This window comes from Bradyrhizobium sp. SUTN9-2 (assembly GCF_003122645.1).
In the GTDB taxonomy this organism is placed as follows: Bacteria; Pseudomonadota; Alphaproteobacteria; order Rhizobiales; family Xanthobacteraceae; genus Bradyrhizobium; species Bradyrhizobium yuanmingense.
This window is the reverse complement of the sequence record NZ_LAXE01000001.1, coordinates 3878764-3899896: the sequence shown is the minus strand read 5'-3', so window position 1 is coordinate 3899896 and position 21133 is coordinate 3878764. Positions and strand designations below refer to the sequence as shown.

General features: G+C 63.3%; 25 protein-coding genes. 8 read left to right on the top strand and 17 right to left on the bottom strand.

The genetic code is table 11. The features are described 5' to 3' along the window. Nucleotides 1-45: 45 nt before the first annotated feature. Entirely contained in the window at nucleotides 46-546 is a 501-nt protein-coding gene (locus XF30_RS18095; RefSeq protein ID WP_146207717.1) for a hypothetical protein, read from the bottom strand. A 229-nt stretch (nucleotides 547-775) separates the two neighbouring features. On the opposite strand from XF30_RS18095, the gene XF30_RS18090 reads away from it, so the two are divergent. The 3 genes from XF30_RS18090 (at nucleotide 776) to XF30_RS40175 (ending at nucleotide 3511) form a co-directional block, all read left to right on the top strand. Next, entirely contained in the window at nucleotides 776-2311 is a 1536-nt protein-coding gene (locus XF30_RS18090) for a sensor histidine kinase (protein WP_109143446.1), read from the top strand. A gap of 254 nt (nucleotides 2312-2565) precedes the next feature. Then, nucleotides 2566-3225: a ketopantoate reductase family protein gene (locus XF30_RS18085; protein ID WP_158284389.1), complete on the top strand. Its 660-nt coding sequence runs from the start codon at nucleotides 2566-2568 to the stop codon at nucleotides 3223-3225. After that, nucleotides 3188-3511 carry a ketopantoate reductase C-terminal domain-containing protein gene (locus XF30_RS40175; RefSeq protein WP_109143444.1) on the top strand — a complete coding sequence of 108 codons (324 nt, stop codon included), beginning with the start codon at nucleotides 3188-3190 and terminating at the stop codon, nucleotides 3509-3511. The genes XF30_RS18085 and XF30_RS40175 overlap by 38 nt, the downstream gene beginning before the upstream one ends. A 167-nt stretch (nucleotides 3512-3678) precedes the next feature. On the opposite strand, the gene XF30_RS18075 is transcribed toward XF30_RS40175, so the two are convergent. The 5 genes from XF30_RS18075 to mgtE form a co-directional block, all read right to left on the bottom strand. Next, complete coding sequence (locus tag XF30_RS18075; RefSeq protein WP_109143443.1) at nucleotides 3679-4014, bottom strand: DUF1330 domain-containing protein; 336 nt, start codon at nucleotides 4012-4014, stop codon at nucleotides 3679-3681. Nucleotides 4015-4743: 729 nt separating this feature from the next. After that, nucleotides 4744-5583, bottom strand: a complete 840-nt coding sequence (gene tolA, locus XF30_RS18070; protein WP_109143442.1) for a cell envelope integrity protein TolA — start codon at nucleotides 5581-5583, stop codon at nucleotides 4744-4746. A gap of 49 nt (nucleotides 5584-5632) precedes the next feature. Beyond that, the gene (locus XF30_RS18065; protein ID WP_109143441.1) at nucleotides 5633-6451 is read right to left on the bottom strand and encodes an aldo/keto reductase; all 819 of its coding nucleotides are present in this window, start codon (nucleotides 6449-6451) and stop codon (nucleotides 5633-5635) included. A gap of 161 nt (nucleotides 6452-6612) precedes the next feature. Continuing rightward, nucleotides 6613-6930 (bottom strand): helix-turn-helix domain-containing protein, encoded by a 318-nt coding sequence (locus XF30_RS18060; RefSeq protein ID WP_109143440.1) that lies wholly within the window; start codon nucleotides 6928-6930, stop codon nucleotides 6613-6615. A gap of 176 nt (nucleotides 6931-7106) precedes the next feature. Continuing rightward, nucleotides 7107-8528, bottom strand: coding sequence for a magnesium transporter (mgtE, locus tag XF30_RS18055; RefSeq protein WP_036025625.1), 1422 nt, complete (start codon nucleotides 8526-8528; stop codon nucleotides 7107-7109). A 116-nt stretch (nucleotides 8529-8644) separates the two neighbouring features. Here mgtE and XF30_RS18050 point away from each other — a divergent pair, with 116 nt between their 5' ends. Continuing rightward, nucleotides 8645-9436 (top strand): polysaccharide deacetylase family protein, encoded by a 792-nt coding sequence (locus XF30_RS18050; protein WP_036013750.1) that lies wholly within the window; start codon nucleotides 8645-8647, stop codon nucleotides 9434-9436. 157 nt (nucleotides 9437-9593) lie between these two features. Beyond that, a complete protein-coding gene (locus tag XF30_RS18045) occupies nucleotides 9594-10934 on the top strand; it encodes a polysaccharide deacetylase family protein (RefSeq protein ID WP_109143439.1) in 1341 nt (446 codons plus the stop codon). A 104-nt stretch (nucleotides 10935-11038) separates the two neighbouring features. Here XF30_RS18045 and XF30_RS18040 read toward each other — a convergent pair whose 3' ends face one another. Continuing rightward, nucleotides 11039-11413, bottom strand: coding sequence for a hypothetical protein (locus XF30_RS18040; RefSeq protein ID WP_036013747.1), 375 nt, complete (start codon nucleotides 11411-11413; stop codon nucleotides 11039-11041). A gap of 284 nt (nucleotides 11414-11697) precedes the next feature. Here XF30_RS18040 and XF30_RS18035 point away from each other — a divergent pair, with 284 nt between their 5' ends. Further along, the gene (locus XF30_RS18035; protein ID WP_036045754.1) at nucleotides 11698-11952 is read left to right on the top strand and encodes a hypothetical protein; all 255 of its coding nucleotides are present in this window, start codon (nucleotides 11698-11700) and stop codon (nucleotides 11950-11952) included. A gap of 21 nt (nucleotides 11953-11973) precedes the next feature. Here XF30_RS18035 and XF30_RS18030 read toward each other — a convergent pair whose 3' ends face one another. The 6 genes from XF30_RS18030 to XF30_RS18005 all read right to left on the bottom strand — a co-directional run bounded on the left by XF30_RS18030 (nucleotide 11974) and on the right by XF30_RS18005 (nucleotide 15051). After that, complete coding sequence (locus tag XF30_RS18030) at nucleotides 11974-12162, bottom strand: hypothetical protein (RefSeq protein ID WP_036013742.1); 189 nt, start codon at nucleotides 12160-12162, stop codon at nucleotides 11974-11976. Between the two features lie 10 nt (nucleotides 12163-12172). Next, nucleotides 12173-12502: a four-helix bundle copper-binding protein gene (locus XF30_RS18025; protein ID WP_036013740.1), complete on the bottom strand. Its 330-nt coding sequence runs from the start codon at nucleotides 12500-12502 to the stop codon at nucleotides 12173-12175. Nucleotides 12503-12600: 98 nt separating this feature from the next. Further along, nucleotides 12601-13503, bottom strand: a complete 903-nt coding sequence (locus XF30_RS18020; RefSeq protein ID WP_036013737.1) for an NAD(P)/FAD-dependent oxidoreductase — start codon at nucleotides 13501-13503, stop codon at nucleotides 12601-12603. Continuing rightward, on the bottom strand, nucleotides 13500-14576 hold the full coding sequence (locus XF30_RS18015) for a flavodoxin family protein (protein WP_109143438.1): 1077 nt from the start codon (nucleotides 14574-14576) through the stop codon (nucleotides 13500-13502). Before XF30_RS18015 ends, XF30_RS18020 begins: the two co-directional genes overlap by 4 nt. A 65-nt stretch (nucleotides 14577-14641) precedes the next feature. Then, complete coding sequence (locus XF30_RS18010) at nucleotides 14642-14842, bottom strand: hypothetical protein (RefSeq protein ID WP_036013732.1); 201 nt, start codon at nucleotides 14840-14842, stop codon at nucleotides 14642-14644. Next, complete coding sequence (locus XF30_RS18005) at nucleotides 14842-15051, bottom strand: hypothetical protein (protein ID WP_036025634.1); 210 nt, start codon at nucleotides 15049-15051, stop codon at nucleotides 14842-14844. The genes XF30_RS18010 and XF30_RS18005 overlap by 1 nt, the downstream gene beginning before the upstream one ends. 99 nt (nucleotides 15052-15150) lie before the next feature. Here XF30_RS18005 and XF30_RS38160 point away from each other — a divergent pair, with 99 nt between their 5' ends. Continuing rightward, nucleotides 15151-15645, top strand: coding sequence for a hypothetical protein (locus XF30_RS38160; protein ID WP_158284388.1), 495 nt, complete (start codon nucleotides 15151-15153; stop codon nucleotides 15643-15645). On the opposite strand, the gene XF30_RS17995 is transcribed toward XF30_RS38160, so the two are convergent. Beyond that, entirely contained in the window at nucleotides 15642-15842 is a 201-nt protein-coding gene (locus tag XF30_RS17995; RefSeq protein ID WP_036025636.1) for a hypothetical protein, read from the bottom strand. The two genes, XF30_RS38160 and XF30_RS17995, sit on opposite strands and share 4 nt — an antisense overlap. 613 nt (nucleotides 15843-16455) lie before the next feature. Between XF30_RS17995 and XF30_RS17985 the strand changes: the two genes are divergently transcribed. Next, on the top strand, nucleotides 16456-16650 hold the full coding sequence (locus XF30_RS17985) for a hypothetical protein (protein ID WP_109143437.1): 195 nt from the start codon (nucleotides 16456-16458) through the stop codon (nucleotides 16648-16650). Between the two features lie 71 nt (nucleotides 16651-16721). On the opposite strand, the gene XF30_RS17980 is transcribed toward XF30_RS17985, so the two are convergent. From XF30_RS17980 to XF30_RS17970, 3 genes are all read right to left on the bottom strand, one after another. After that, nucleotides 16722-17480 carry a Crp/Fnr family transcriptional regulator gene (locus XF30_RS17980; protein WP_109143436.1) on the bottom strand — a complete coding sequence of 253 codons (759 nt, stop codon included), beginning with the start codon at nucleotides 17478-17480 and terminating at the stop codon, nucleotides 16722-16724. Beyond that, a complete protein-coding gene (locus XF30_RS17975; protein ID WP_109143435.1) occupies nucleotides 17480-20644 on the bottom strand; it encodes a CheR family methyltransferase in 3165 nt (1054 codons plus the stop codon). Before XF30_RS17975 ends, XF30_RS17980 begins: the two co-directional genes overlap by 1 nt. Nucleotides 20645-20852: 208 nt before the next feature. Next, nucleotides 20853-21125: a hypothetical protein gene (locus XF30_RS17970; protein WP_109143434.1), complete on the bottom strand. Its 273-nt coding sequence runs from the start codon at nucleotides 21123-21125 to the stop codon at nucleotides 20853-20855. Nucleotides 21126-21133: the final 8 nt, after the last annotated feature.

Below are 21133 nucleotides of genomic sequence, written 5' to 3'. Positions count from 1 at the left end.
GCCCAAAGGTCCGGCAGTCGGCAAGCCGCTACGGATAGCAGCCAATCACGCGGCGACCACAATCGAACGGTCAAGGGCGCGAACGCCGCTGCCCTCAGTCCTCCCCGCCGAGCGGCGGCTCTCCCATTCGTCCGCCTTGGCGAGAGCAGCTTCCGCCAGCTCGCGTCTGATCTGTAGCACTACGGCGTAGATGGTGCGCCGCACCTGCATGTCGCGCGAGCACCGGGCCGCGGTGCCCGACACGTGCGTCAGGGTGATGCCCGCGCGTTGATCGATCAGAGCATCGACCTCGTCAGCCTCACTGCGCGACGATTGCTGCCGTTCGCGCCGCAAGTGCCGGAGGTACGCAACGCGGCTCTGGTCGAGCGGGAAGCCGTCACTCTGTCGCTGGATCACGCCCTCGGCTTCGAGCTTGTCGGGATAGGTCCGGCTGCAGTCGAGGTGAGCGGCCGGCGCCGATGCACTGACCGTCGCGGGCTTTCTAGATCGCGGTGGAGGGACGGGCTCGACGACGGGCGGGCCTCCAACGGTAACGGTCTCAGGCATCGTCATGGATCCTGCTGCGTTGCAGAAGGATAGCTCACTTCTACATCCGACGCATAGGACCTTGGCTTATCTGGTTCGGGAAAGATGCATCATTGCACGAGCGCCAAAGCCTTCGGTATGTTGCGAACATCGGCCGCCGATAGGAGCCGATAGGACCAGAAATGCTGAACGATGATCCACGCCAGTTTGTGCTGACTGCAGATCGCGATCCTCCGATGGTGGCGCCTTGATGCCTTACACCGTGCCCCACCGAGCGGTAGCTGTCGGTGTCGTGGTCGTCTTGCTGGCCGTTTCAGCGCTTATTCTTCCTTTCGTGAGCCGACAACCCGGGAGAATTGACAGTTTCATTCCCGTTGTTCAGACGGTAATGAGCGCAGCGGATCTGATAACGGCGACCCTGTTATTTGCGCAATACGCGGTGCAGCCACACAGCGCATTGCTCGCCGTAGCTGGCGGATACATCTTCGCTGGTTCGTTTGCTTTCCTACAGACACTCAGCTTTCCCGGCAGCTACGCCCCAAACGGGCTCATAGGTGACGTTTACAACACGCCAGCTTGGTTTTTTGTCCTTTGGTACACCACTTTTCCGCTCAGTATTCTTGCCTATGCGCTGATGAAGGACAGGGGAAAGACGTCAAGGCTCTCGACGAAGGCAAGTATAGCAATAACGCTGGCTTGGGTGTTTGGGACAATAGCTCTGCTCTCATTTTTGGCGATAAAGGAAACTAAGCATCTGCCGCAGTTTTTCACGACAGGTCTTATGCTGCAGACACCGCTCAGCAATCAATTTAACATCGGTCTATCGCTGTTGGGTTGCCTCGTGCTTCTGGTGCTTTTTGTCCGAAGGCGCACGGTGCTCGATCTGTGGCTGATGGTCACATTGTTTGCAGCGCTTCCCAACTTTCTTGTGGCGATATATGCGGGCTCCACTCGGTTTTCAGTAGGATGGTACACCGCTCGTGGATTTGCGCTGATCGCAAGCTGTTTGCTGCTGGCCGTATTGGTCACAGAGATGACTGTGCTCTATTCGCGGCTGGCCAGCGCCTTAGTGATGCAGCGGAGGGAGCGTGCCAATCGAATTGATAGCATTGATGCAGCCACCGCGGCGATCGCTCACGAAATCAGGTCACCGCTGGGAGCAATAACGCTGGATGCGGACACCGCTCAGCAGCAACTTGCCGCACAACCTCCTAAGGTCGATGAGGCGCGCGCCATCCTCAAGGACATTGGAGTAGCCAGCCTTAGGGTCAACGAAACAATCGCAAGCGTTCGCGCGCTGTTTAAGGATGCTGCCTATCAACCAGCCGTGGCCCTGATCAGCATTGAGGACATCGCGCGGCAAGTGTTACGGTTGCTGCAGCACGAACTGCAGTTCAATGAAGTTCTCGTGGCGACGGAGTTTCGGACCGAAGCTACTTTCGTGCGTGCTGATCCCCGACAGCTACAGCAGGTAGTACTGAACTTGTTGAAAAACGCCATCGAGGCGATGGTTTCCATTCCCCCAAGCAGCCGACGATTGACCATCGAAACTCGGATTGATCAAAGCTCTTTCGTTCAATTGTCGGTCCAGGATACTGGCATCGGCGTGCCCCCGCCGGAGCAGAAGCGGATATTTGAGCCGTTCCATACGACCAAACCGGCGGGCATGGGATTGGGTTTGGCGATATGCTCCACGATTATCGAGAGGTATGAAGGTCGTTTGTTTCTCAGCAAATCGGGGCCCCAAGGCTCGACATTTGTGATATCACTACCTGTGGCAAGATAGATTTGGAGCAGACCTTCTGACGAGCCCCGCAACTGCAACCACGAATTTTTTCCCGCCAAATATCGACAATAGGGGCGGTCGCACGTCCCCCGCAGTAGCAGCACCGTCATAAGACCCTGATGGCCGCCTGCAGGGGACCGACTGCCGCCACCCGAACACCCACAGTTGTGTCCCGTTAGATCATTAACTCTATCCCAAAGGCTACTCGTCATGCTTTGATGCTTCTTCCAAAGCGGCGGACATGGGAGCAGCAAATGCGGTACCTAATATTAGGTGCGGGCGCGCTCGGCGGCTATTTTGGCGGAATGCTAATCAAAGGCGGCGCTGACGTGACATTCCTCGTCCGGCCCAAGCGCGCCGCCCAACTTGAGCAGCACGGCCTGATCGTAAAGCTACAGGATGGCAGTGAACTCCGGACGAAGGTCAAGACTGTTGAGCAGCCGAAGCTGAATGGGACGTACGATGTTATTCTGCTGTGCTGTAAGGCCTACGATTTAGACGGTGCCATGGGCGCAATGGCTCAGGCCATGGCCGAACACAGCGTGATCGTTCCCGTACTGAATGGCGTTCGTCATATAGATGTTCTAACGGAACGGTTCGGCCAAGCGCGTGTGCTGGGCGGTCTAACGACCATCAATACCGCCTTGATGCCGGACGGCACCATCCAGCAGAGCCAGTTACGGATCAATCTAAACGTCATAGGAGAGCTGGACGGCCGGCCTTCCGACCGTTGTGCAGCGATCAAAGCCGCGCTGGAAGCAGGCGGAATCCCCGTACAGATCAGCGACAACATAATCGCGATGATGTGGGCCAAATTCTTCGGTTTTGTTATCAGCGCGACAGTAGCAACCTTGACGAGGTCCCGGGCGGGGGGCAATTGCCGCGTCAGCGTCCGGACCATCGTTTGTTTCTAATGTAATTGATGAATGCACGAGTGCGGTGACGGCGGCAGGTTATCCGCCAGCCCCCCCACCTGCTCCTGATACGGCCGGCATTATGCGTGGCATGTTTTCTCAAGCGGGATCGACCTACGGGCCGTCAATGCTGATCGATATGGAAGATGGGAAGCCCACAGAAGGCGAGCATACGATTGGTGATTTAGCGGAACGCGCAGCCCGGCTGGGCATCAGTGCGCCTCTTCTTGGGGCTGCTCGATGCAATCTCCAAGCCTATGAATTCAATCGAGCCCGATCGACGTAGCCCCGCTGTCACTGCAACCAAGGATCTTGGGCGCGCTCTCGCGTCCCTCCGAGAGCCGCATCGTTCAAAGGACGATGATGGCACCGCTAGCGGCGAATGCCAGCGGGTGAACGTCCGATCTGCGGGAACGAGGCCTGCGGCCATTGCAACAACGCGCGGGTTGTGGCTCAAGACTGCCGCTTGAGGTGTGGCATACGTTCTTCGGCGGGGACGAAACCGCCGTCGATAATGAATAATTCTGTATCAGCCACGCCGTCCCTGATTTGCTTGGCCTTTTGATAGGCCGGACTTTCATACCAACGCTTGGCTGTGTCCAAATCGGGAAATTCAATCTCGACGACACCCTCAAGCGGACCCATCACTTCCAATGCGGTGAGCGGAGTGTAAATGGCCAAGCGCTTGGCACCCAGACCCTCAAAGGACGGGCCCGCTGCCTTCCAATACTCGTCGAGTTTCTTCCAATCATGCACGCCTCTGTTCAGTGCAATCATGTAAGCAGGCATTCTTAGGCTCCATTGTCTTCCTAAGCATTGGCAAGAATTGAATTGCCGCGCTGGGCAGTAAAGCTTGACGCAAATCAACGTTTGGGTGGGTCGAGGCTTTCGCTCAGGGGCCATGATCACGAAGCACGTTCGCGCCGCAAGGCTCAGCGCACCCCTGCGAAACTAGGGCCTATCAGGGCCCAGCAGGCTCGGGCGGGCATCTCGCTCCTGCGAACGAATATCAGAATTATTCTTTAATTTCAAGAATTTGCCCTCCATTTTTGGAGGCGAAAAAAAGCACTGGACGCCAGGACCACACGGTTTTGCCGTACGCGCGGTCCGTTGGCGCCGCAGGGTTCGACGGCGTTGTGCACGTTGCCATCGAAATGCCGGCGCGACGAACCTGACAGCGCCGCTCGTCCATACGAAGCCTCGGGTTCACGGAGAGCAATCCGCCCTGCCCTCAGCTCTCGTACACGACGCTGCCGCGTCCACCGCAAGCCCGGCTCGCGACAATGACGACCGCATGATCGCCCCTCGAGATTGAGCCGGGATGGGCGACGCATACGTCATTTCCGAATTTCGGTAAGTGGAATATTTTAGCGCAGGCAGATTGACAGAGAAGCGAAACACCCTGCTCTCGTAGCCCGGATGGAGCGCGAGCGTAATCCGGGACAATTCGAGCTGCCGGGCGAGCAGCCCCGGATTACGCTTTGCTCCATCCGGGCTACACGACTACACGACGACGCGCTATCCGCCGAAATCCTTCGGGCTGAACGGCAGATCCAGCACCTTCCATTCCCCGTACAGATTGGCCGGCAGCATCTTGTAGGGTTGGCAGTTCTGCAGCGCGCTCGTTGCGGACTTGACGATGGCCACGCCCTTGGCGGACGGCGGCGCCTCGATCAGGATGGGCTCGCGCGCCAGCGTGCCGTCGGTGGCGAACACGGTGCGCAGCTTGACATGGACGTTGTCGGTCGGTGCGACGCCGGCCGGAAGCTTGGCGCAGCCGCGCAAGTGACGGCGAAGCTCCGCGATGACCTCGGGCGGAAGCTTCGCAGCGATTGAATCGTTGGCATCCCCGCCGTCGTCCTTGGCGCCTTTCGGCTCGACCGGCAATTCGGGTGGCAAGCCCAGCATGACCCCGTACTTGATGGTGACGTCCGGCTGCGGCGTCTGATAGGCCGGCGGCGGCGCGGCCGGCGGCGGCGGCGGCGCGTTGGCCTCACGCTCCTTCGAGGCCTGCGGCTGCTTCTGCTGCGGCTCGGGCGAGGCCTGCTGTGACGGCGATGGTGCTGCCGCCTGCGGCCTGGCCGCAGGCTTCGATGCCTCCGCCTTGTCGGTGATATCCGGCTTCGGCAGCTTCAGATCGGGGAGCGGCTCTGGCGGCTTCGCCTCTTCCTTCTTCTCCTCGGCCTTGGTTTCCTCCTGCTTCACCTGCTCCGGCGTGACGATGTCGACCGCGACGGTTTCGGGCGGCTGGCTATGAAACGGACGGACCTCGCTGATCACGATGATCAGCGCCACCAGCGTCAGATGGGCGATTGCCGAGGCGGCAATGTCCGTCCGTATGATCTTCCCCAGTTCCATCGACCGATCTTGGGTTGCCGCCGCGGTCCTAGCATACCCCGGGTCCCTCTCAATCCCATTTCGGGGCGAAGCCAAAGTCGGTCAGGCGTCCCTTCGGATTGGCGAGCGCGGCGATCCGGTCCATCTCGTCTTCCGACAGCTCGAAATCGAAGATCTCGATGTTCTCCGACAGGCGCTCGATGCGCGAGGTGCGCGGGATCGCAGCGACATTCTGCTGCACCAGCCAGCGCAGGCAGACTTGCGCCGCCGTCTTGCGGTGGACGCGACCGATCTCGGCCAGCGTCTGGTCGGACTTGATGCGGCCCTTGGCGATCGGGCTGTAGGCGACGAGGGCAAGGCCATGCTGGTCGCAGGCTGCCCTCACCTTCGCCTGATCGAGATAGGGGTGATACTCGACCTGGTTGCAGACCAGCGGCTCCGCCGACAGCGCGACCGCCTGCTCGATCAGTGCCACGGTGAAATTGGAGACGCCGATGTGGCGGGTCAGGCCCATCGTCTTCGCATGCGACAGCGCGCCCAGCGTCTCCGCGAGCGGCACATGAGAATTGGGCCAGTGCAGCAACAACAGATCGACCGAGGGAAGCCGCAGACGAGCGAGGCTCTCCTTCACCGAGCGTTCGAGATCATGGGGTGCGAAATGGTTGGTCCAGACCTTGGTGGTGAGGAATACGTCGTCGCGGCGCACGCCGGAGGCGCGCAAGCCGTCGCCGACCTCGCGCTCATTGTCGTAGACCTGCGCGGTGTCGATATGGCGATAGCCGAACCGTAGCGCCTGCTCGACCACGCGCGCGGCCGGCCTTCCGCTCAGCTCCCAGGTTCCGAGACCGATCGCCGGAATCCTTGCGCCATTGGCCTCGACGAACAGCATGAGGAATCTCTTCCGTTGCGACAGCCCCAGACGTCATTATGGACCCGGTCGATGATGCTGCCAACGGAAGCCGCGGCAGCCAGGCAGAATATTCGATGCAGGCCTAACGGGAGGTTGTGCGTCAGGCCTCGGCGTCAGGCCTTTGGCGTCAGGCCTTGGCGTCAGGTCTTGGCGAGCGCCTGGAACACCGTGTCGGGGGCATGCGCGATCACCGTGAGCAGTGCGCGGGCCGGGCCGCGCGGGGCGCGCTTGCCCTGCTCCCAGTTGCGGATGGTCTCGACGGGAACGCCGAGCCTGGCCGCGAACTCCATCTGGGTCAGGCAGGCGCGCCGGCGCAGATCGCGCACCGCGAGCGGGCCGCTGTCAGCCGGGGCCGCATTGGCCGTCGGCTGAACCGAAAGCGGCTGGACCGGAAATTCCTGCCCATCCCGCAATTCGACGATCCGTCCGTCCGCCTTCAGCCGCAACCGCATGCCCATTCCCCCAAGCAAAGGCGATGATGCGGCAGGTCGCTTAAAGTCGGATTAAAGACGGTTGTCGTCATGCCGGGGCGCGCGAAGCGCGAGCCCGGAATCCATTGTGCAGCGTCGACGCGGACAAATGGATTCCGGGTTCGCGCCAAGTGGCGCGCCCCGGAATGACGATGGGGTGAGACCTACTTCAACCCAAACCAGAGCGTCGCAATCCCAAGGAAGGAGAAGAAGCCGACGACGTCGGTCACGGTGGTCACGAACGTGCCCGACGCCACCGCCGGGTCGGCCCGCACGCGATCCAGCGCCATCGGGATCAGGATGCCGCCGAGCGCGCCGGCCACGAGGTTGCAGACGATGGCGAGCCCGATGACGATGCCGAGGCCCGGGATCTTGAACCAGGCCACCGCGGCGATGCCGGTGATCACGGCGAAGGCGAGGCCGTTGACGAGGCCCACCAGGGCCTCGCGCATCACCACGCGCCAGGCGTTGGAGGAACCGAGCTCGCGCGTCGCCAGCGCCCGCACCGCCACCGTCATGGTCTGGGTCGCGGCATTGCCGCCCTGGCTCGCCACGATCGGCGCCAGCACCGCGAGCGCGACCATCTTCTCCAGCTGGCCCTCGAACAGGCCGAGCACGGAGGACGCCAGGAACGCGGTGGCGAGGTTCACCAGCAGCCAGTTGAAGCGGCCGCGGGCGATGGTGAGGAACGTGTCCGACAGCTCTTCGTCGCTGGTGACACCGCCGAGCGCCTTGAGGTCCTCGTCCGCCTCCTCCTCGATGACGTCGACGACGTCGTCGACGGTGATGACGCCGACGAGGCGGTCCTGGGTGTCGAGCACGGGCGCGGCGACGAGATTGTATTTGCCGAACATGCGCGCCACCTCTTCCTGGTCCTCCAGGACGGAGACGCGGCGGCGGTCCTCGTCGGTGAGCTCGGTCAGCGCCACCGGCCGGCGCGTGCGCAGGAGCACGTCGAGCGGCACCGCGCCCTGCCAGTGCTGTTCCTTGTCGACGACGTAGATCTCGTAGAAGCGGTCGGGCAGATCCGGCGTCTCGCGCATGTAGTCGATCGCCTGGCCGACCGTGAAATCCTGGGGCACGGCGATGAACTCGGTCTGCATGCGGCGGCCGGCGGAGTTCTCCGGGTACAGCAGGCTGCGCTCGAGCGCGACGCGCTCCTTGAGCGGCAGCTTCTCCAGAATCTCTTCCTGCTCCTCGGCACCGAGGGTTTCCAAGAGCTCGACCGCATCGTCGGATTCGAGCTCGCGGACGCCCTCGGCGACCGTCTCCGGCGGCAGCTCCTCGAGGATCTCCTCGCGGACGGTCTCATCGACCTCGTTCAGCGCCGAGAAATCGAAATCGCGGCCGGTGAGCTCGACCAGGCGGACGCGGTCGTCGGGCTCGAGGGCGCCGATCAGATCGCCGAGATCGGCCTCGTGCAGCTCCGCGACGCAGGCACGCAGCGCCGCGCTGTCCCCGGCCTCGATCGCACGGGCGACCTCCTCGACGAATTCGTGCCTGATATCGCCGTCTTCATTGCGCATCGGCACGTGGTCGAGTACCGAATCCGCAGCCGATGGGGCAACGTCCAGATGTTCATCCATGGCGCGCCTCGCCGTTTGACAGGTTGGAACCGGTGGTGTGAGCTGAGGCTTCAGGCAATACCAAGGCAAAGCCGAGCGCAATGGCAAAGATGCTGCGACTAAGGTGGACCTCGACCATGGCGGGCGCGCTTGTCGCAACCGTTATCGGCAATGCCGCGACCGTCATCGGCGCCGCCGAGACGGAGGCCGCCGAGTGCCCGCGCAAGGACGCGCTCGGCACCTCGCGCGTCTTCAGCGTCGATCCCAAGACCTATCCGCGCGTGGGCCTGAAGAGCTTTCCGCAGACGCTGCCGCTGGCCGATCGCGAGGTCGTGCTGACCTTCGACGACGGGCCGAACCCGCCGACGACGTCGAAAGTGCTGGCGGCGCTGGCACAGGAATGCGTGCGCGCGACCTTTTTCCTGATCGGCCAGCACGCCTCCGAGCACCCGGACATGGTCAAGCGCATCGCCCGCGAGGGCCACACCGTCGGGCATCACTCCTACTCGCATCCGTTCATGGGGCGTATTCCGTTCGAGAAGGCCATGGCCGACATCGATCGGGGCATTGCCGCAGACGAAATGGCGCTACACGGAGTCTCGACGACGACACCCTCGACGCCGTTCTTCCGCTTTCCCTATTTCGAGTCGACCCAAGCGCAGCTCGACCTGCTCCAGTCGCGCGGCATCATTGTGTTCGGGGCCGATTTATGGGCCAGCGACTGGGAGGAGTTGACGCCGGAGCAGCAATTGAAGCTCGTCACCGAGCGTCTGGCCGCGAGCGGAAAGGGCATCATCCTCTTCCACGACAACAAGGCGCGCACGGCCGCAATGATGCCGGCGTTTCTACGGTATCTGAGGGAGAACGACTATCGGGTGGTCCACATCGTCCCGGCGGGCACATCACAGAAGAGCGCCGATACGCGCTGATGCCGGAATGTCACGCCCGGGCAAAATGGGGTGATTTGGGGCCAATTAACACTCTGTTCATGCTACCCCGTGAAGATGAGAGCGGCTGCGGCTGAACCGTTTTGAGCCATCTCCGACCTATCTAGGGCGCCAAATTGCATGGGGGCAGACGAGGTTCATGATCGGAAGTAGCGTTGTTTTGCGGACGCGATCGTGGATCGTCCTCTGTCTGGGAATGCTCACCGCCGGTTCGCCGGCCGCGCTCGCAGCCGAGTGTCCCGGCCACCCCGACGCCCTCGGCACCTCCCGCACCCTCGTTGTCGATCCGCGCGAACATCCGCTGATCGGCACCATGCAGTACCGCGAGACGCTGCCGCTGAAGGACCATGAGGTCGTCCTGACCTTCGACGACGGTCCGATCCCGAAATATTCGAACCAGGTGCTCAAGATCCTGGCCGACGAATGCATCAAGGCGACCTTCTTCATCGTCGGCAACCAGGCCAAGGCCAATCCGGAAGGCGTGCGCAAGCTGGTCGCGGCGGGCCATACCGTCGGCACGCACAGCATGGACCATCCGCTGACCTTCGACCGGATGCCGATCGAGAAGGCCGAGGCGGAGATCAATGGCGGCATCGAATGGACCGCGGCCGCGATGACCGATCCGTCGCAGCTCGCCCCGTTCTTCCGCATTCCCGGACTGATGCGCGCCGAGGGCATCGAGAACCATCTGATTGCGCGCGGCCTCCAGGTCTGGAGCGCCGACTTCCCGGCCGACGATTGGCGGCACGTGTCGTCCGACCGCGTCTACCAGCTCGCGATCCAGCGGCTGGAGGCCAAGGGCAAGGGCATCCTGCTGCTGCACGACATTCAGGCCCGCACGGTGGCGGCACTGCCCAAGATCATCCGCGACCTCAAGGCGCGCGGCTATCGCATCGTGCATGTGGTGCCCGCCAGTCCCGAGCGGCCGGCGACGCCGACCACGCCGGTCGAATGGCTGATGCATCCGCCATCCGAGACGACGCCGATCGCGCGCTGGCCGCGCGTGCCGCATTTCGTGTTCACGCAGACCAGGACGCTGCCGGCGCCTGCGCTCGCGAACCTCAATGTGCAGGGCGAGCATCAGTCGCTGCTGCCGCGCCGGAGCAAGGGCCAGATCGACCTCGCATCCACCCTGCCCGTCCCGGGTCGCGATCTGTTCGCGATTCCGGAAGGCTCGGTCGAGGTGCTGATGTCGACGACCTCATCGCGGCGCGCCGCGACCCGGCTCGCCATGGCGGCCGAGAGGCCACATCCGGCCAAGGACAAGGCAGCACAGGGCAGAGGCGCGAAGGGCAAGACGGCCAAGCTGCATGGGCGGCGTACCGCCCAGGCGGCGCCGGCTGCAGCGGATCACGCCGCGCAGCCCGTCGACATCGTACCCAAGAGTACCGCAGCGAAGAGCGCCGCGGCCAATGGCGCGGCCTCCAAGGGCGTGCCGCCCCGTCCGACCCGCGTCGCCAGCCTGAAAAAACGCGCCTAAAGCGCGATGAGATTAGGATGAATCATCATCGCGCTTTAGGTTGTTGTTTATGCATGATCTTTTCGGAAAACCGCTTCGCACTTTTCCGGATTATGCTTTAGCTGCTATTGCCGCATGATGGCGGCGACGCAGAGCAGCACGATCAGCGCCAGGAAGAACAGGTCCATGTAGGACTTGAGCTCGCCGTCCCGCCGCAGCCGCGCGACGTCGGTGATCACCTGCTTGCGCGCGGTGGTGCTGCCCGAACCGTCGTTGATCGGAGCCTGAAGGCGCTTGGTCTCGGCCTCCAGCTTCTCGATCTTCTGGAAGAAGTAGAACGCCCGCAGCGTCGAGGCCGCGCGCATGGCGGCATAGACCAGCACCAGGATCGCCAGGATCGCCCGGTTCGGATACTTTTCCATGAAGTTCAAGCTGAAATAGACCACCGCCATGAAGGCGAAATTGGTGAGGAAGCGGTAGACGAAACTGAGAAAAACCATGCTGGCTCGAACCTTGAGGGGGTCGCAACCCCATGGTGTTGCGACGTGCGGGATCGGGACCCAGACCGGAACGGCGAGCCTGGATACGGCCCGTCTACGCCAAGTTTGTTTCAACAAAGATACTGCCGCCCCCGCAACTAGCCGCCTTTTAGCCTGAGGCGGCCATAAGGCAAGCCGGAGCATGGCCCATGGCCTCGCGCGCGCGAACGGCCCGCAACGGCTCAATGGCGATTTGGCCGAAGGCGCGGTAAACTGTGACCGTCACCAGATGTGGGATTCTTCCGATGAAGAAGGGAATCACGGGCCACGACGACTGGGTTCTGACCGAGGCACTCGCGACCGCCCTGGTCGCGCTGGAGCAGCTCGAACCGAAGCACCAGCCGAACGCGCATATGGAGGACATCCGCAAGCTGCTCGCGAACGGCAAGGAGCCGGCAGCGGTGAGCCTGCATCTTGCGCAGGCCAAATGCCGTCTGTTTCCCGAGCTCGACCCGCTGCAGATCTACCGGGAATACGGCATCGGCGAGGAGTATGGCTGAGGCCGCGGTCGACGATCGAGCTCAAGGCCCGCCGGCGACCGATCCTGCGATCACCATGACAAGCGCGCCGAGGTCGATCTTGCCGTTGACGGTCAGCTCCTCGGAGGCCGCTGCGTCTCCCGCGCCCTGCACCTTCAGCGATTGCGGCCGGTCGGCGGCCTGACGCTGCAATTCGCCGACGATCGCTTCCTTGAGTTTCTCTTCCAGCATGGGCACCTCCTCAAGCCGCCATCGCGCGGCAGGATTGGGCGCAGGAGCGGCACGTCGCGACGCATTCGTCCATGCCGCCGATCCGGGCGCAATCCTCGGCACATTCGGTGCAGATTTCGGCGCACTCACCGCAGGTGTGCTTATGATGCGGCGTGTTGATCAGCATGAAGTGCGCGGCGGTCCGGCAGATCTCGGCGCAGGCCATCATCAGGCGGAAATGTTTCGGCTCAACATGCTTGCCGCCGGTCTCGAGGCAATGGTTCATCGCCGTGCCGAGACATGTCTGGTAGCAGCTCATGCAAAGCGCGATGCAGCGGGTCATGTCTTCGGATTGAGCCATCGGTTGTCTCCAGTTGCGCGCCCCGCTCCGCTCGACCAAAGCAGGGCAACGCGCTTCGTTCCCGGTTCCAGTCGATTGTGAGGCTCACCGCCGTCCCATCACGCAAATCGCGGCGGCAGGCTGTTGTGGATCGTGCAGGCCGCGATGGCCGCGTGGCCGAACGCGACCGAGATCTGGTGCAGGTCGGTGACGACGTCGCCGATTCCGTAGAGCCTGGCGATCGACGTGCGCTGGTGATCGTCGACCTTCAAATGACCGTCCGCAGTGTGGTCGGCGCCCAGCGCCATCGCGAGCTGGGAGCGGACCTCCGCGCCCATCGCAGGATAGACGATGTCGAATTGCGCGGTACGTCCGTCGGCAAAATCCGCTTCCACGCCGCCGCCTCGCCGCGCCAGGCGCAGCTCGGGCGCGAACACGATTCCGACGCCCGCCTCGGACAGCTCCGACGTTGCGGCCTTCGCGTCGTCCGCGCCGGTCGCAAGCAGCGTCACGTCGCGCGCATAGCCACGCAGAAAGAGCGCCTTTGCGGCGGCACGATCCAGCGGCCCGACGACGCCAATGCGGCGGCCGGTGGCCTCGAAGGCGTCGCAGATCGGGCAGTAGCGCAGGAGTCCGTCCGCGACCGCCGCGCGCCACTCCGCGAACGGCGGATGGGTATCGACGATCCCGCAGGCGAGAATGACTGTGGCGGCCGCATGCCCGCGGCCATTCCAGCTCGCTTCAAAACCGTGTTCGTGACGCTGCAACGCCGTGACCTCGGCCTCCACGCGTGTGACGGCGAGCTCGTTCAGCTGGGCCGACATCCGCTCGATCAGTTCCGCGCCGGACAGGCCGTGGACGAAGCCGGGGACATTGTGGCTGCGCGGGATCAGGGCCGCCCGGCTCGCGCCGGCGTCCACGACGCAGACGCGGCGGCGGAAGCGCGCTAGATAGATCGCGGCCATCAGTCCCGCCGGCCCGCCTCCGACGATCAGGCATTCAAGGGGTGGCGCGCCGGTCATTTGGGGTTCGGGTCCGCAAGACCGGCGCCGGGCTCATCGAGGCGCCCGCTTCGCGCGAGCCGGACGGCATTGCCGAGCGCGCGCGCCGCATTCTGCACTTCCTGCTGGAATTCGCGGTCCTCGTCGAGCTCACGATGGGATGTGGCGTATGGCTCGTCGTAGCCGACATAACCGTCGAGCTCGGCGTAGCGCCCTGCCGAGATCAGCTGCATGTCGGTCAGCCAGTCGGACAAGGCCCGTCGCACGCCCTCGGCGCCGACCGCATCGCCGTGAACGACGAGGCCGAAATGGCGGCCGGCGAGATGACGCGGATAGGGCCAGCCCTTCAGCTCGATCGCCTTGGCTTCCGCGGCGTTCTTGCCGTGGGTCGAGGTCGGATCGGGATTGCCGCCGTCGGCGCAGACCATGCGGTCCATCATCGCCTTGAGACCGGCGGGCACGTGATACCAGTTCACGGGCGCCACGATCAGAATGCCGTGGGCGGCAACCCAGAGCGGATAGATCTCGTTCATCCAGTCGTGGGTCTGGCCCAGCGAGTAGTTCGGATAGCAGCTGCACGGCCAGTGGCACAGCGGCATGGCGGTGCCGACGCAGGACTTGCAGGGATGAATGGTTTTGCCGAATTCCGAAGCGAGGCGCGACAGATCGAGGATGTCGACGGCAAATCCCATCTCGATGAAGACGGGCTCGGCCAGCTTGACCATCCGCCAGGTCTTGGACATCTCGCCGGGACAGGTGTGCTCGCTGCGGGCCGAGCCGTTGATGATCAGGATGCGCGGCGTCTCGTCGGCATCGTCGTGGCGACGCTGCGCCTCCAGGATTTTTGAGCGCGCATCGAGCCAGTCGACGGCAAGATCGTAGTTCGGGTCGGAAAAGCCTGCGCCGGCCTTCCGCGTCAACGGTGCCTTGCGCGAATGGCTGTAGGCGTCCCAGGCCGCAGCGATGATGGCATCGAGCTCGCGCCCAAGCGGAGCAAAGGCGGGATCGACGAACTGACGCTTGTAGCGCCGCTCGAACTCCTCACGCGACAGCTTGACGGGCGGCATCCCCTTGCGAATGTCGGCGTCCGTCATGCTGGCTCCTGGCGAAGTCGAATCCCTCCGACCCAACCCGGCGCCCAGCGCGCGGTTCCCAAGCCTTACTGGCGAACAAGCTCCTGCGGCGCATCGAATTTGGCGATCCGTTGATCGAGCCGCCACAGCTCGATGCGATGCACCAGGACGAGCGAGGCGGCTTCGCGCTTGGCCTGCTCGTCGTCGTCGCAGACGAGGTTGATGCATCCGAACACGTGCCCGTCCGGATCGATCTGGAACGCGCGGTAGTGCTTGATACTTGCCACTATAGGTGTCCTCGCCTTGGAGCGACGGGTGCGCTGAGCCAATCCGTGAGGTTCGAGGTCACTTCGTTCTGCTTGGCGCGACGCAGCAGCATCTCGCGTTCCCTGCCGGGCGGCAAGTTGCGGGCGCGCTCGCGCGCGCTTTCGGCAAAAGCGGCCAGTCGCTCCTGAAGCGTTTGGGTCTGTTTCCTGCGGTTACGTTTGGCGGTCATTTTTACTTTTGTACTTTCGTGGAGAATTTGGTTGGAAGGGAATCGGCCCCGGCGGGGGATCGGGCGCCGGGGCCCAGGTTCTCTTGTCACTCAAGTCGCTTGCCGGTCGAGGCGGCTCGGCCCGGCAACGATTGTAGCTTCCGTCGCAACAGCCGGTTCCAGCATTTCAATAAGTTAACGCTGCGCGATTTTGCGCAAAGCACAACCGCAGGACCGATCGGTTTGGACCGCGCCGGAACCGAAATGCTGATTCGTATGTTCAAGGACGACTTGAAGGAGGATCATCATGGCAAGAGCAGCATGGAAACGACCGGGCTCACCGATCGGCCGCAAAGGACCGCGCAAGGCAAATCCCGCCTACAAGCGCCGCGCGCGCGAGCCGTGGACAGCGGCGGATGTAAGCAAGCTGAAGCAGCTTGCGAAAGGCAACACGCCGACCGGCGTGATGAGCATCAAGCTGCAGCGCCCCGTGACGGCCATTCGCAGCAAGGCGCAACGCGAAGGAATATCGCTGCGGCCGGTCAACCGCTCCCCGTACAATCGGCGAAGCAAGGCCGCGAAGCGGCGCTGACGACGCGCATCGCGCCGGGCTAGCTTGGCGGCTGCAGGCCCGGCGACCTCAGCCACTCGCTCATCTGAGACCCCGTTTCCGCCTGACGCGCCTTGCGCAGGACTTCGTCGCGCGCCGCGCCGGGCGGAAGCAAGCTGGCCTGTTCGCGTAGCCGCTCCGCCTCGGCGGCGAGCCGCGCTTCCAGAGTGTCGACTTGCTTGAATCGATGTCGCGTCCTCATCAGGCGTCCTCCTGGTGCATGAGGTCGATCGCGCCGTTGCGTTCCGACGGGTATTGATGCCAGGCTGCACAGCCTGGCCAAGGATCTAACGTTCCAGAAAGGGAACGGTTGCCTGTTTGGGGAAAAAGACCGGAGTTACGATTCCTCGTTGTCCCGGCGCGCCCTGATCTCGGAGCGAAGCATGGCGCTGTCCATAATGGCCAAACGTAAATCGTTCACGGTGTCGCCGTAGCGGCCCGCAACTTGTCTATGCTGCTCCCGGAGGGCGCGACTCTCTTCGATAGCGCGTGTTGCGCGGGCAAACAGGGCGTCTGGCATCAGGCATCATGCAACAGAGCTGGCGCGAGCGCCCTTGCATAAGTTACTCAAATCGCGCCAACGGCTCAAAAAGCGCCGGCGATTAACCTGGATCAAGCTGCTACAACCCCGGGGGGACCGCTCTCAACTCCGGGGGGCGGCCTGGAACAAGAAATGACCCGGAGATCCCCGATTTCCTTAGCTGAAGCGCCGCAGCCAGTGTACGGTCACCTCATCACCGGCTGTGGCTCTGCCGTAGGCGCCGGTGGCTGAGAGACCGATGGCGCTCCCGCCTGCATGACCGGGGGAGCGCCTGATGGCGAAGCCAACTCGTTATCCGTTGCAGTCCGATGAGAAGCACGTGCAGCAGGTTCGCAAGGCGATCCGTGAATCGCTGGAGGTATTGACGCTTCCTCGACCGGATACGTTCCTGGGCCGGAAAACTCACGAGCCTTTTCCGAGTGAAGACGATGTTGGTGTGCAGGACGGACAGCGCTCCAAACCGGCGTGATTGCGAGCAGGACGACATCCTGTTCCGGCCCATGTCAGCGAAATGACTCGTCTGGCCGCGACGGAACGGCGTCAACGGACCGCTTCAGTCGCCCGGTAGATCCCGAGATAGCTAGGCGAATACAGCGCCGCGTTCTTGAGCGCATCGAGGTCCGGGATGGTCAGCGTCCGCTCGCGCAGCACGATCAGCTTCGCCGCGCGCAGCTCCTGGAGCGTCCGATTGAGGTGAACGACCGAAAGCCCCGTCGCATCGGCGAGATCCGTCTGCGTGACGGGCATGAGGCAGGAATTGCCGTCGACCATTCCCACCGGGCGAAGCCGCTCGAAGATTTCGCAGAACAGGTGCGCCACGCGCTCCAACGCGACGCGACGGCCGAGATTGATCGCCCATTCCCGCTGGATCGCATTGTTGAGCAGCGTCTCGCACCAGAACGCTTCCGACAGCGTGGGATTGTTGGCCAGGAGGCTCTCGAAGCGAATGCGCTTGATCTCGGCATAGACCACGGGCGTCAGCGCCACGATGGAATGATCCATCTCCGACAGCAGGTAAGCATGCGCATCGCAGCTTTCGCCCGGGAAGATGAAATTGACGATCTGGCGCCGGCCGTCATCGAGCGTCTTGTAGCGGCCGAGCCAGCCCGACAACAGGACGCGGACGGCATCGACGGGATCACCCTCGCTGATCAGATCCTCGCCGGATCCGGCGCGCTGGAGGCCCTCGAGCATGGCGTATTCCAGCGATGCGCGAGCCTCGGCCGACAACGGCCGTAGCGCGCTCAGCCGACGAATGGCCGGCTCCAAAACGCTGCGATCGGCTGTCGACAGCGGCATCAGGCAGCCACCACCGGCGTGTGGAAGGCGCGCTTTGTCAAGGGGATGGTGATCGTGCATTGCAGCCCGGCAGAATTGAATGCCATCGTGGTCTGCCCCTTCAGCTCGAACGCCAGTGTGCGCTCCAGAAGCTCGGTCCCGAATCCTTTTCGCGGCCTTGTCGTGACAGCAGGCCCGCCGCGCTCCCGCCACTCGAACACCAGCTCCGCCGGCTCGGTGCTCTCATCGACGCGCCAGGTGACCTCGATCCGCCCGCTTGGCTGACTGAGTGCCCCGTACTTGAGCGCGTTGGTCGCGAGCTCGTGGATGGCCAGCGCGAACGTTTCGGCGGCCTTGGGCTGGAAGCGGATCTTGGGACCCGAGACTCGCATCTGCTCGCCTTCGCGGGCATTGTAGGCGAGCAGCTCCTCCACCACGAGATACTCTAGATCGACGCCGCCTTCGGGATCGCGCGTCACCAGCGCCTGGGTGCGGGCGAAGGCATTGAGACGGCCGTCCAGATGGGAGGCGTATTCCTCCACGGTCGAGCTCGTTTCCGCCGAGCGGCGGGCGATCGAGCGCACCACGCCGAGCGTATTGCGAACCCGGTGCTGGAGCTCGGCAAGCAGCAGGCGCTGCCGCTCCTCGGCGCGGGTGATTGCGGTGACGTCGATGAAGGTGATGACGACGCCCGCGATGAAGTTGTCGATGCTGCGATATGGCAGGATACGCACGATGTAACGCGTGCCGCTGTCCACCGCGCTCAGCTCGCGCTCGACGCCGGCGAGCGTGCGCAGGACCCGGCGGATGTCGTCGTAGAGCTCCTCGATCGGGATGCGGGCCTTGATATGGCTGATCGGCCGACCCGTGTCCGTTTCCACCAGATGCAAGAGCTGCGTGATCGCGGGCGTGAAGTTCATCACGCGCAGATCATTGTCGAGGAACACCGTCGCGATCTGCGTGCTCTCGAGGAAATTCTTCAGGTCACTGGTGGCGCGCGTCAGCTCCTGGACGCGGTGCGCCAGCTCGCCGTTGACGGTCGTCAGCTCCTCGTTGACCGATTGCAGCTCCTCGCGCGAAGTCTCCAGCTCCTCGTTGGCGGACTGCAACTCCTCGTTCAGTGACTGGTATTCCTCGTTCGATGATTTCAGCTCCTCGTTGGTGCTCTCGAGCTCCTCGATAGTTGCCTGCAGGCGCTCGCGCGTGGCCCGCAGATCATTTTCGAGCCGCTCGACGTGCTCGGTGCGCACCAGCGCGTTGGGATTGCTCTTGCCGCCTTCGACGGTCCGCGCCGGGCCGTCCTTGAACAGGACGACAAAATTGCGCTGACTGCCGTTGCCCTCGTGGATCGGCTCGACCGTAATGTCCACCAGGACGCGGTGACCGTTCACGCCAAGCTGCACCTGCTCGGCATGAACGGTTTCGTTGGTTTCGGCGGCGCGGCCGAGCGTGGTGCGCAATTCCAGCCTGAGATCGCGGTGCACGAGCTGCATCAGATCGAGCGTGGCAGCGCCTGCGGTCGGCTCGATGTAGCGGCCGGTGCGCCCGGAGAAATGCAGAACCTGAAAATTGTCGTCGGTGATGACATAGGCCGGCGCATAGCGCTCCGCGATGCGCTGGGCGCGGCGCTCCAGGCCGACATCGGGGCCGAACGCGCGCATCGCCGGCACCTCGACCGGCACCCTGCCCGCCGTCGTGATCGGAAACTCAGGCGGCAGCCGCGTTCCGGTGTCGAGCTTCTTGAAGATCCGGGCGCGGCGGTCGATCGGCACGAACAGCTTCGGATGCCGGGTCACGTTCTCGGAATTGCCGAGGAACAGATAGCGCTCCGGCAGCAGCGCGAAATGGAACAGTGGAATCACGCGATTCTGCAGCTCGGCGTTGAGATAGATCAGCAGATTGCGGCATGAGACGAGGTCGAGCTTGGAGAACGGCGCATCCTTGATGACGTTGTGCTGCGAGAAGATGCACATCTCGCGCAGCTCTTTCACCACGCAATAGGTGTCACCCTCGCGCACGAACCAGCGCGCCAGACGCTCGCTGGTCATGTCCATCTCGATATTGGTGCGATAGCGCCCGACGCGCGCGGTCGCCAGCGCCCGACCATCGATGTCTGTGGCGAAGATCTGGACCTGGGGCACGGCGTCCATCCGCGCCATGTGCTCGCGCAGGAGAATGCCGATGGAATAGGCCTCCTCGCCGGTGGCGCAGCCGAGCACCCAGATGCGCACCTGCTGGCCTGCGCCCTTGCCCTCGAAAATCTTCGGAATGATCTGACTTTCCAGCACCTCGAACTCGCGCTTGTCGCGGAAGAATTCGGTGACGCCGATTAGCAGGTCGTTGAAGAGGTGCTGGGCCTCGTCCTTGTCGTTCCGAAGGAAATCCACATAGGCGGCAATGTCGTCGATCCGCACCACCTGCATTCGCCGCTGCACGCGACGCAGGAAGGTGTTCTGCTTGTACCCGTGAAAATCGTTGCCGGTCTTGTTGCGCAGGATGTCGGCGATGCGCGCCAGCGAGGTGGCGGCCGCCGCCAGAACCTCGTCGAAGCCCTGCTTCTCCTCCAGACGTCTGAGATGACGGGCATAGACGTGGATATGCTCCGGGATATCTTCGGGCGGCAGCACATAATCGGCGATCGCTGCAGGTGTGTTGCCGTCGAGATGCCCGGCCTGGTCTGTGTCTGCAATCCTCTCGGCGATGGCGAGGCCGCCGTGATCCTTCAGTGTCGCCGCGCCGAGCGTGCCGTCGCCCCCGGTGCCCGCAAGAATGACGCCGATGGAATGCTCGGCTCGCTCTTCTGCCAGCGAGACCAGGAAGCTGTCGATCGTGGCGCGTTCACCGGGCGCCTGCTCGGCCTTGCGGATTGCGAAGCGATCACCCTGGATGGTGGTGATCATGGCGGGTGGACACAGATAAATGGTACCGCCCTCGATCGGGTGGCCGTCGGCGATCTCGGCGATCTTGCTGCCGTTCGAATTTTGCACGATGGCGCGGAGCCGCGGCTCGTCGAACGCCTCGTGGTGCTGAAGCGCCAGCACGATGGCTTGGTCGCCCCCGACGGTCAGCTTGGCGAAGAACCGCTCGATGCTGTCCAGCGCGCCTGGCGAAGCGCCGACCCCTACGATCAGAGGTGCCCTGCTCTGGCGCTGTGCATCGACCGGCTGGTCGCCGTTTTCGGTCATGGCTCTGGTGGCTCACTGGCTGGCGGAAGCCCCGATGGGCCCCCGCCCTGCAAATAGCAGAATTCGATATTATCCCAACACATCAAAGGCAGGAATGTCCCGGCCCGGGTTCGATTCAGATAGCCCGATTCAAGGGGCAAGAGCGAGTTGGGCGGCTGGCTGCTGCGCTGCGTCGAGCGGCGCGGCCGGGAGATCGGCGCCGGGCGCCCTACGCCTGCGGATCGACCTCGCGCTGAAGATAGGTCACGTGCTGCTCAATCAGGGTACGGTGGCGCTCCCATTCGACCAGCGTCTGCTTGAGCAAATCGACCAGCCGCTCCGCCTGGCTGGTGTCGTGACCACCTGCCATGAGCGCACGCACCCGGTCTTCCTGGTCGCGGACCCGCTGCCAGCCGCTCTCGATGTCCTGCTCTGCCTTCACCAGCAGGCGTAGCTCGGTATTGAGCTGCGCGATGCGTTCGGCAAGGGAGAAGATGGCCATGAGAGCCG

Bases quoted from the DNA above. Each gene is read 5' to 3' on its own strand.
- XF30_RS18095 (WP_146207717.1), bottom strand. From the start codon at position 546: ATGCCTGAGACCGTTACCGTTGGAGGCCCGCCCGTCGTCGAGCCCGTC.
- XF30_RS18090 (WP_109143446.1), top strand. From the start codon at position 776: ATGCCTTACACCGTGCCCCACCGAGCGGTAGCTGTCGGTGTCGTGGTC.
- XF30_RS18085 (WP_158284389.1), top strand. From the start codon at position 2,566: ATGCGGTACCTAATATTAGGTGCGGGCGCGCTCGGCGGCTATTTTGGC.
- XF30_RS18075 (WP_109143443.1), bottom strand. From the start codon at position 4,014: ATGCCTGCTTACATGATTGCACTGAACAGAGGCGTGCATGATTGGAAG.
- tolA (WP_109143442.1), bottom strand. From the start codon at position 5,583: ATGGAACTGGGGAAGATCATACGGACGGACATTGCCGCCTCGGCAATC.
- XF30_RS18065 (WP_109143441.1), bottom strand. From the start codon at position 6,451: ATGCTGTTCGTCGAGGCCAATGGCGCAAGGATTCCGGCGATCGGTCTC.
- XF30_RS18060 (WP_109143440.1), bottom strand. From the start codon at position 6,930: ATGGGCATGCGGTTGCGGCTGAAGGCGGACGGACGGATCGTCGAATTG.
- mgtE (WP_036025625.1), bottom strand. From the start codon at position 8,528: ATGGATGAACATCTGGACGTTGCCCCATCGGCTGCGGATTCGGTACTC.
- XF30_RS18050 (WP_036013750.1), top strand. From the start codon at position 8,645: ATGGCGGGCGCGCTTGTCGCAACCGTTATCGGCAATGCCGCGACCGTC.
- XF30_RS18045 (WP_109143439.1), top strand. From the start codon at position 9,594: ATGATCGGAAGTAGCGTTGTTTTGCGGACGCGATCGTGGATCGTCCTC.
- XF30_RS18040 (WP_036013747.1), bottom strand. From the start codon at position 11,413: ATGGTTTTTCTCAGTTTCGTCTACCGCTTCCTCACCAATTTCGCCTTC.
- XF30_RS18035 (WP_036045754.1), top strand. From the start codon at position 11,698: ATGAAGAAGGGAATCACGGGCCACGACGACTGGGTTCTGACCGAGGCA.
- XF30_RS18030 (WP_036013742.1), bottom strand. From the start codon at position 12,162: ATGCTGGAAGAGAAACTCAAGGAAGCGATCGTCGGCGAATTGCAGCGT.
- XF30_RS18025 (WP_036013740.1), bottom strand. From the start codon at position 12,502: ATGGCTCAATCCGAAGACATGACCCGCTGCATCGCGCTTTGCATGAGC.
- XF30_RS18020 (WP_036013737.1), bottom strand. From the start codon at position 13,503: ATGACCGGCGCGCCACCCCTTGAATGCCTGATCGTCGGAGGCGGGCCG.
- XF30_RS18015 (WP_109143438.1), bottom strand. From the start codon at position 14,576: ATGACGGACGCCGACATTCGCAAGGGGATGCCGCCCGTCAAGCTGTCG.
- XF30_RS18005 (WP_036025634.1), bottom strand. From the start codon at position 15,051: ATGACCGCCAAACGTAACCGCAGGAAACAGACCCAAACGCTTCAGGAG.
- XF30_RS17995 (WP_036025636.1), bottom strand. From the start codon at position 15,842: ATGAGGACGCGACATCGATTCAAGCAAGTCGACACTCTGGAAGCGCGG.
- XF30_RS17985 (WP_109143437.1), top strand. From the start codon at position 16,456: ATGGCGAAGCCAACTCGTTATCCGTTGCAGTCCGATGAGAAGCACGTG.
- XF30_RS17980 (WP_109143436.1), bottom strand. From the start codon at position 17,480: ATGCCGCTGTCGACAGCCGATCGCAGCGTTTTGGAGCCGGCCATTCGT.
- XF30_RS17975 (WP_109143435.1), bottom strand. From the start codon at position 20,644: ATGACCGAAAACGGCGACCAGCCGGTCGATGCACAGCGCCAGAGCAGG.
- XF30_RS17970 (WP_109143434.1), bottom strand. From the start codon at position 21,125: ATGGCCATCTTCTCCCTTGCCGAACGCATCGCGCAGCTCAATACCGAG.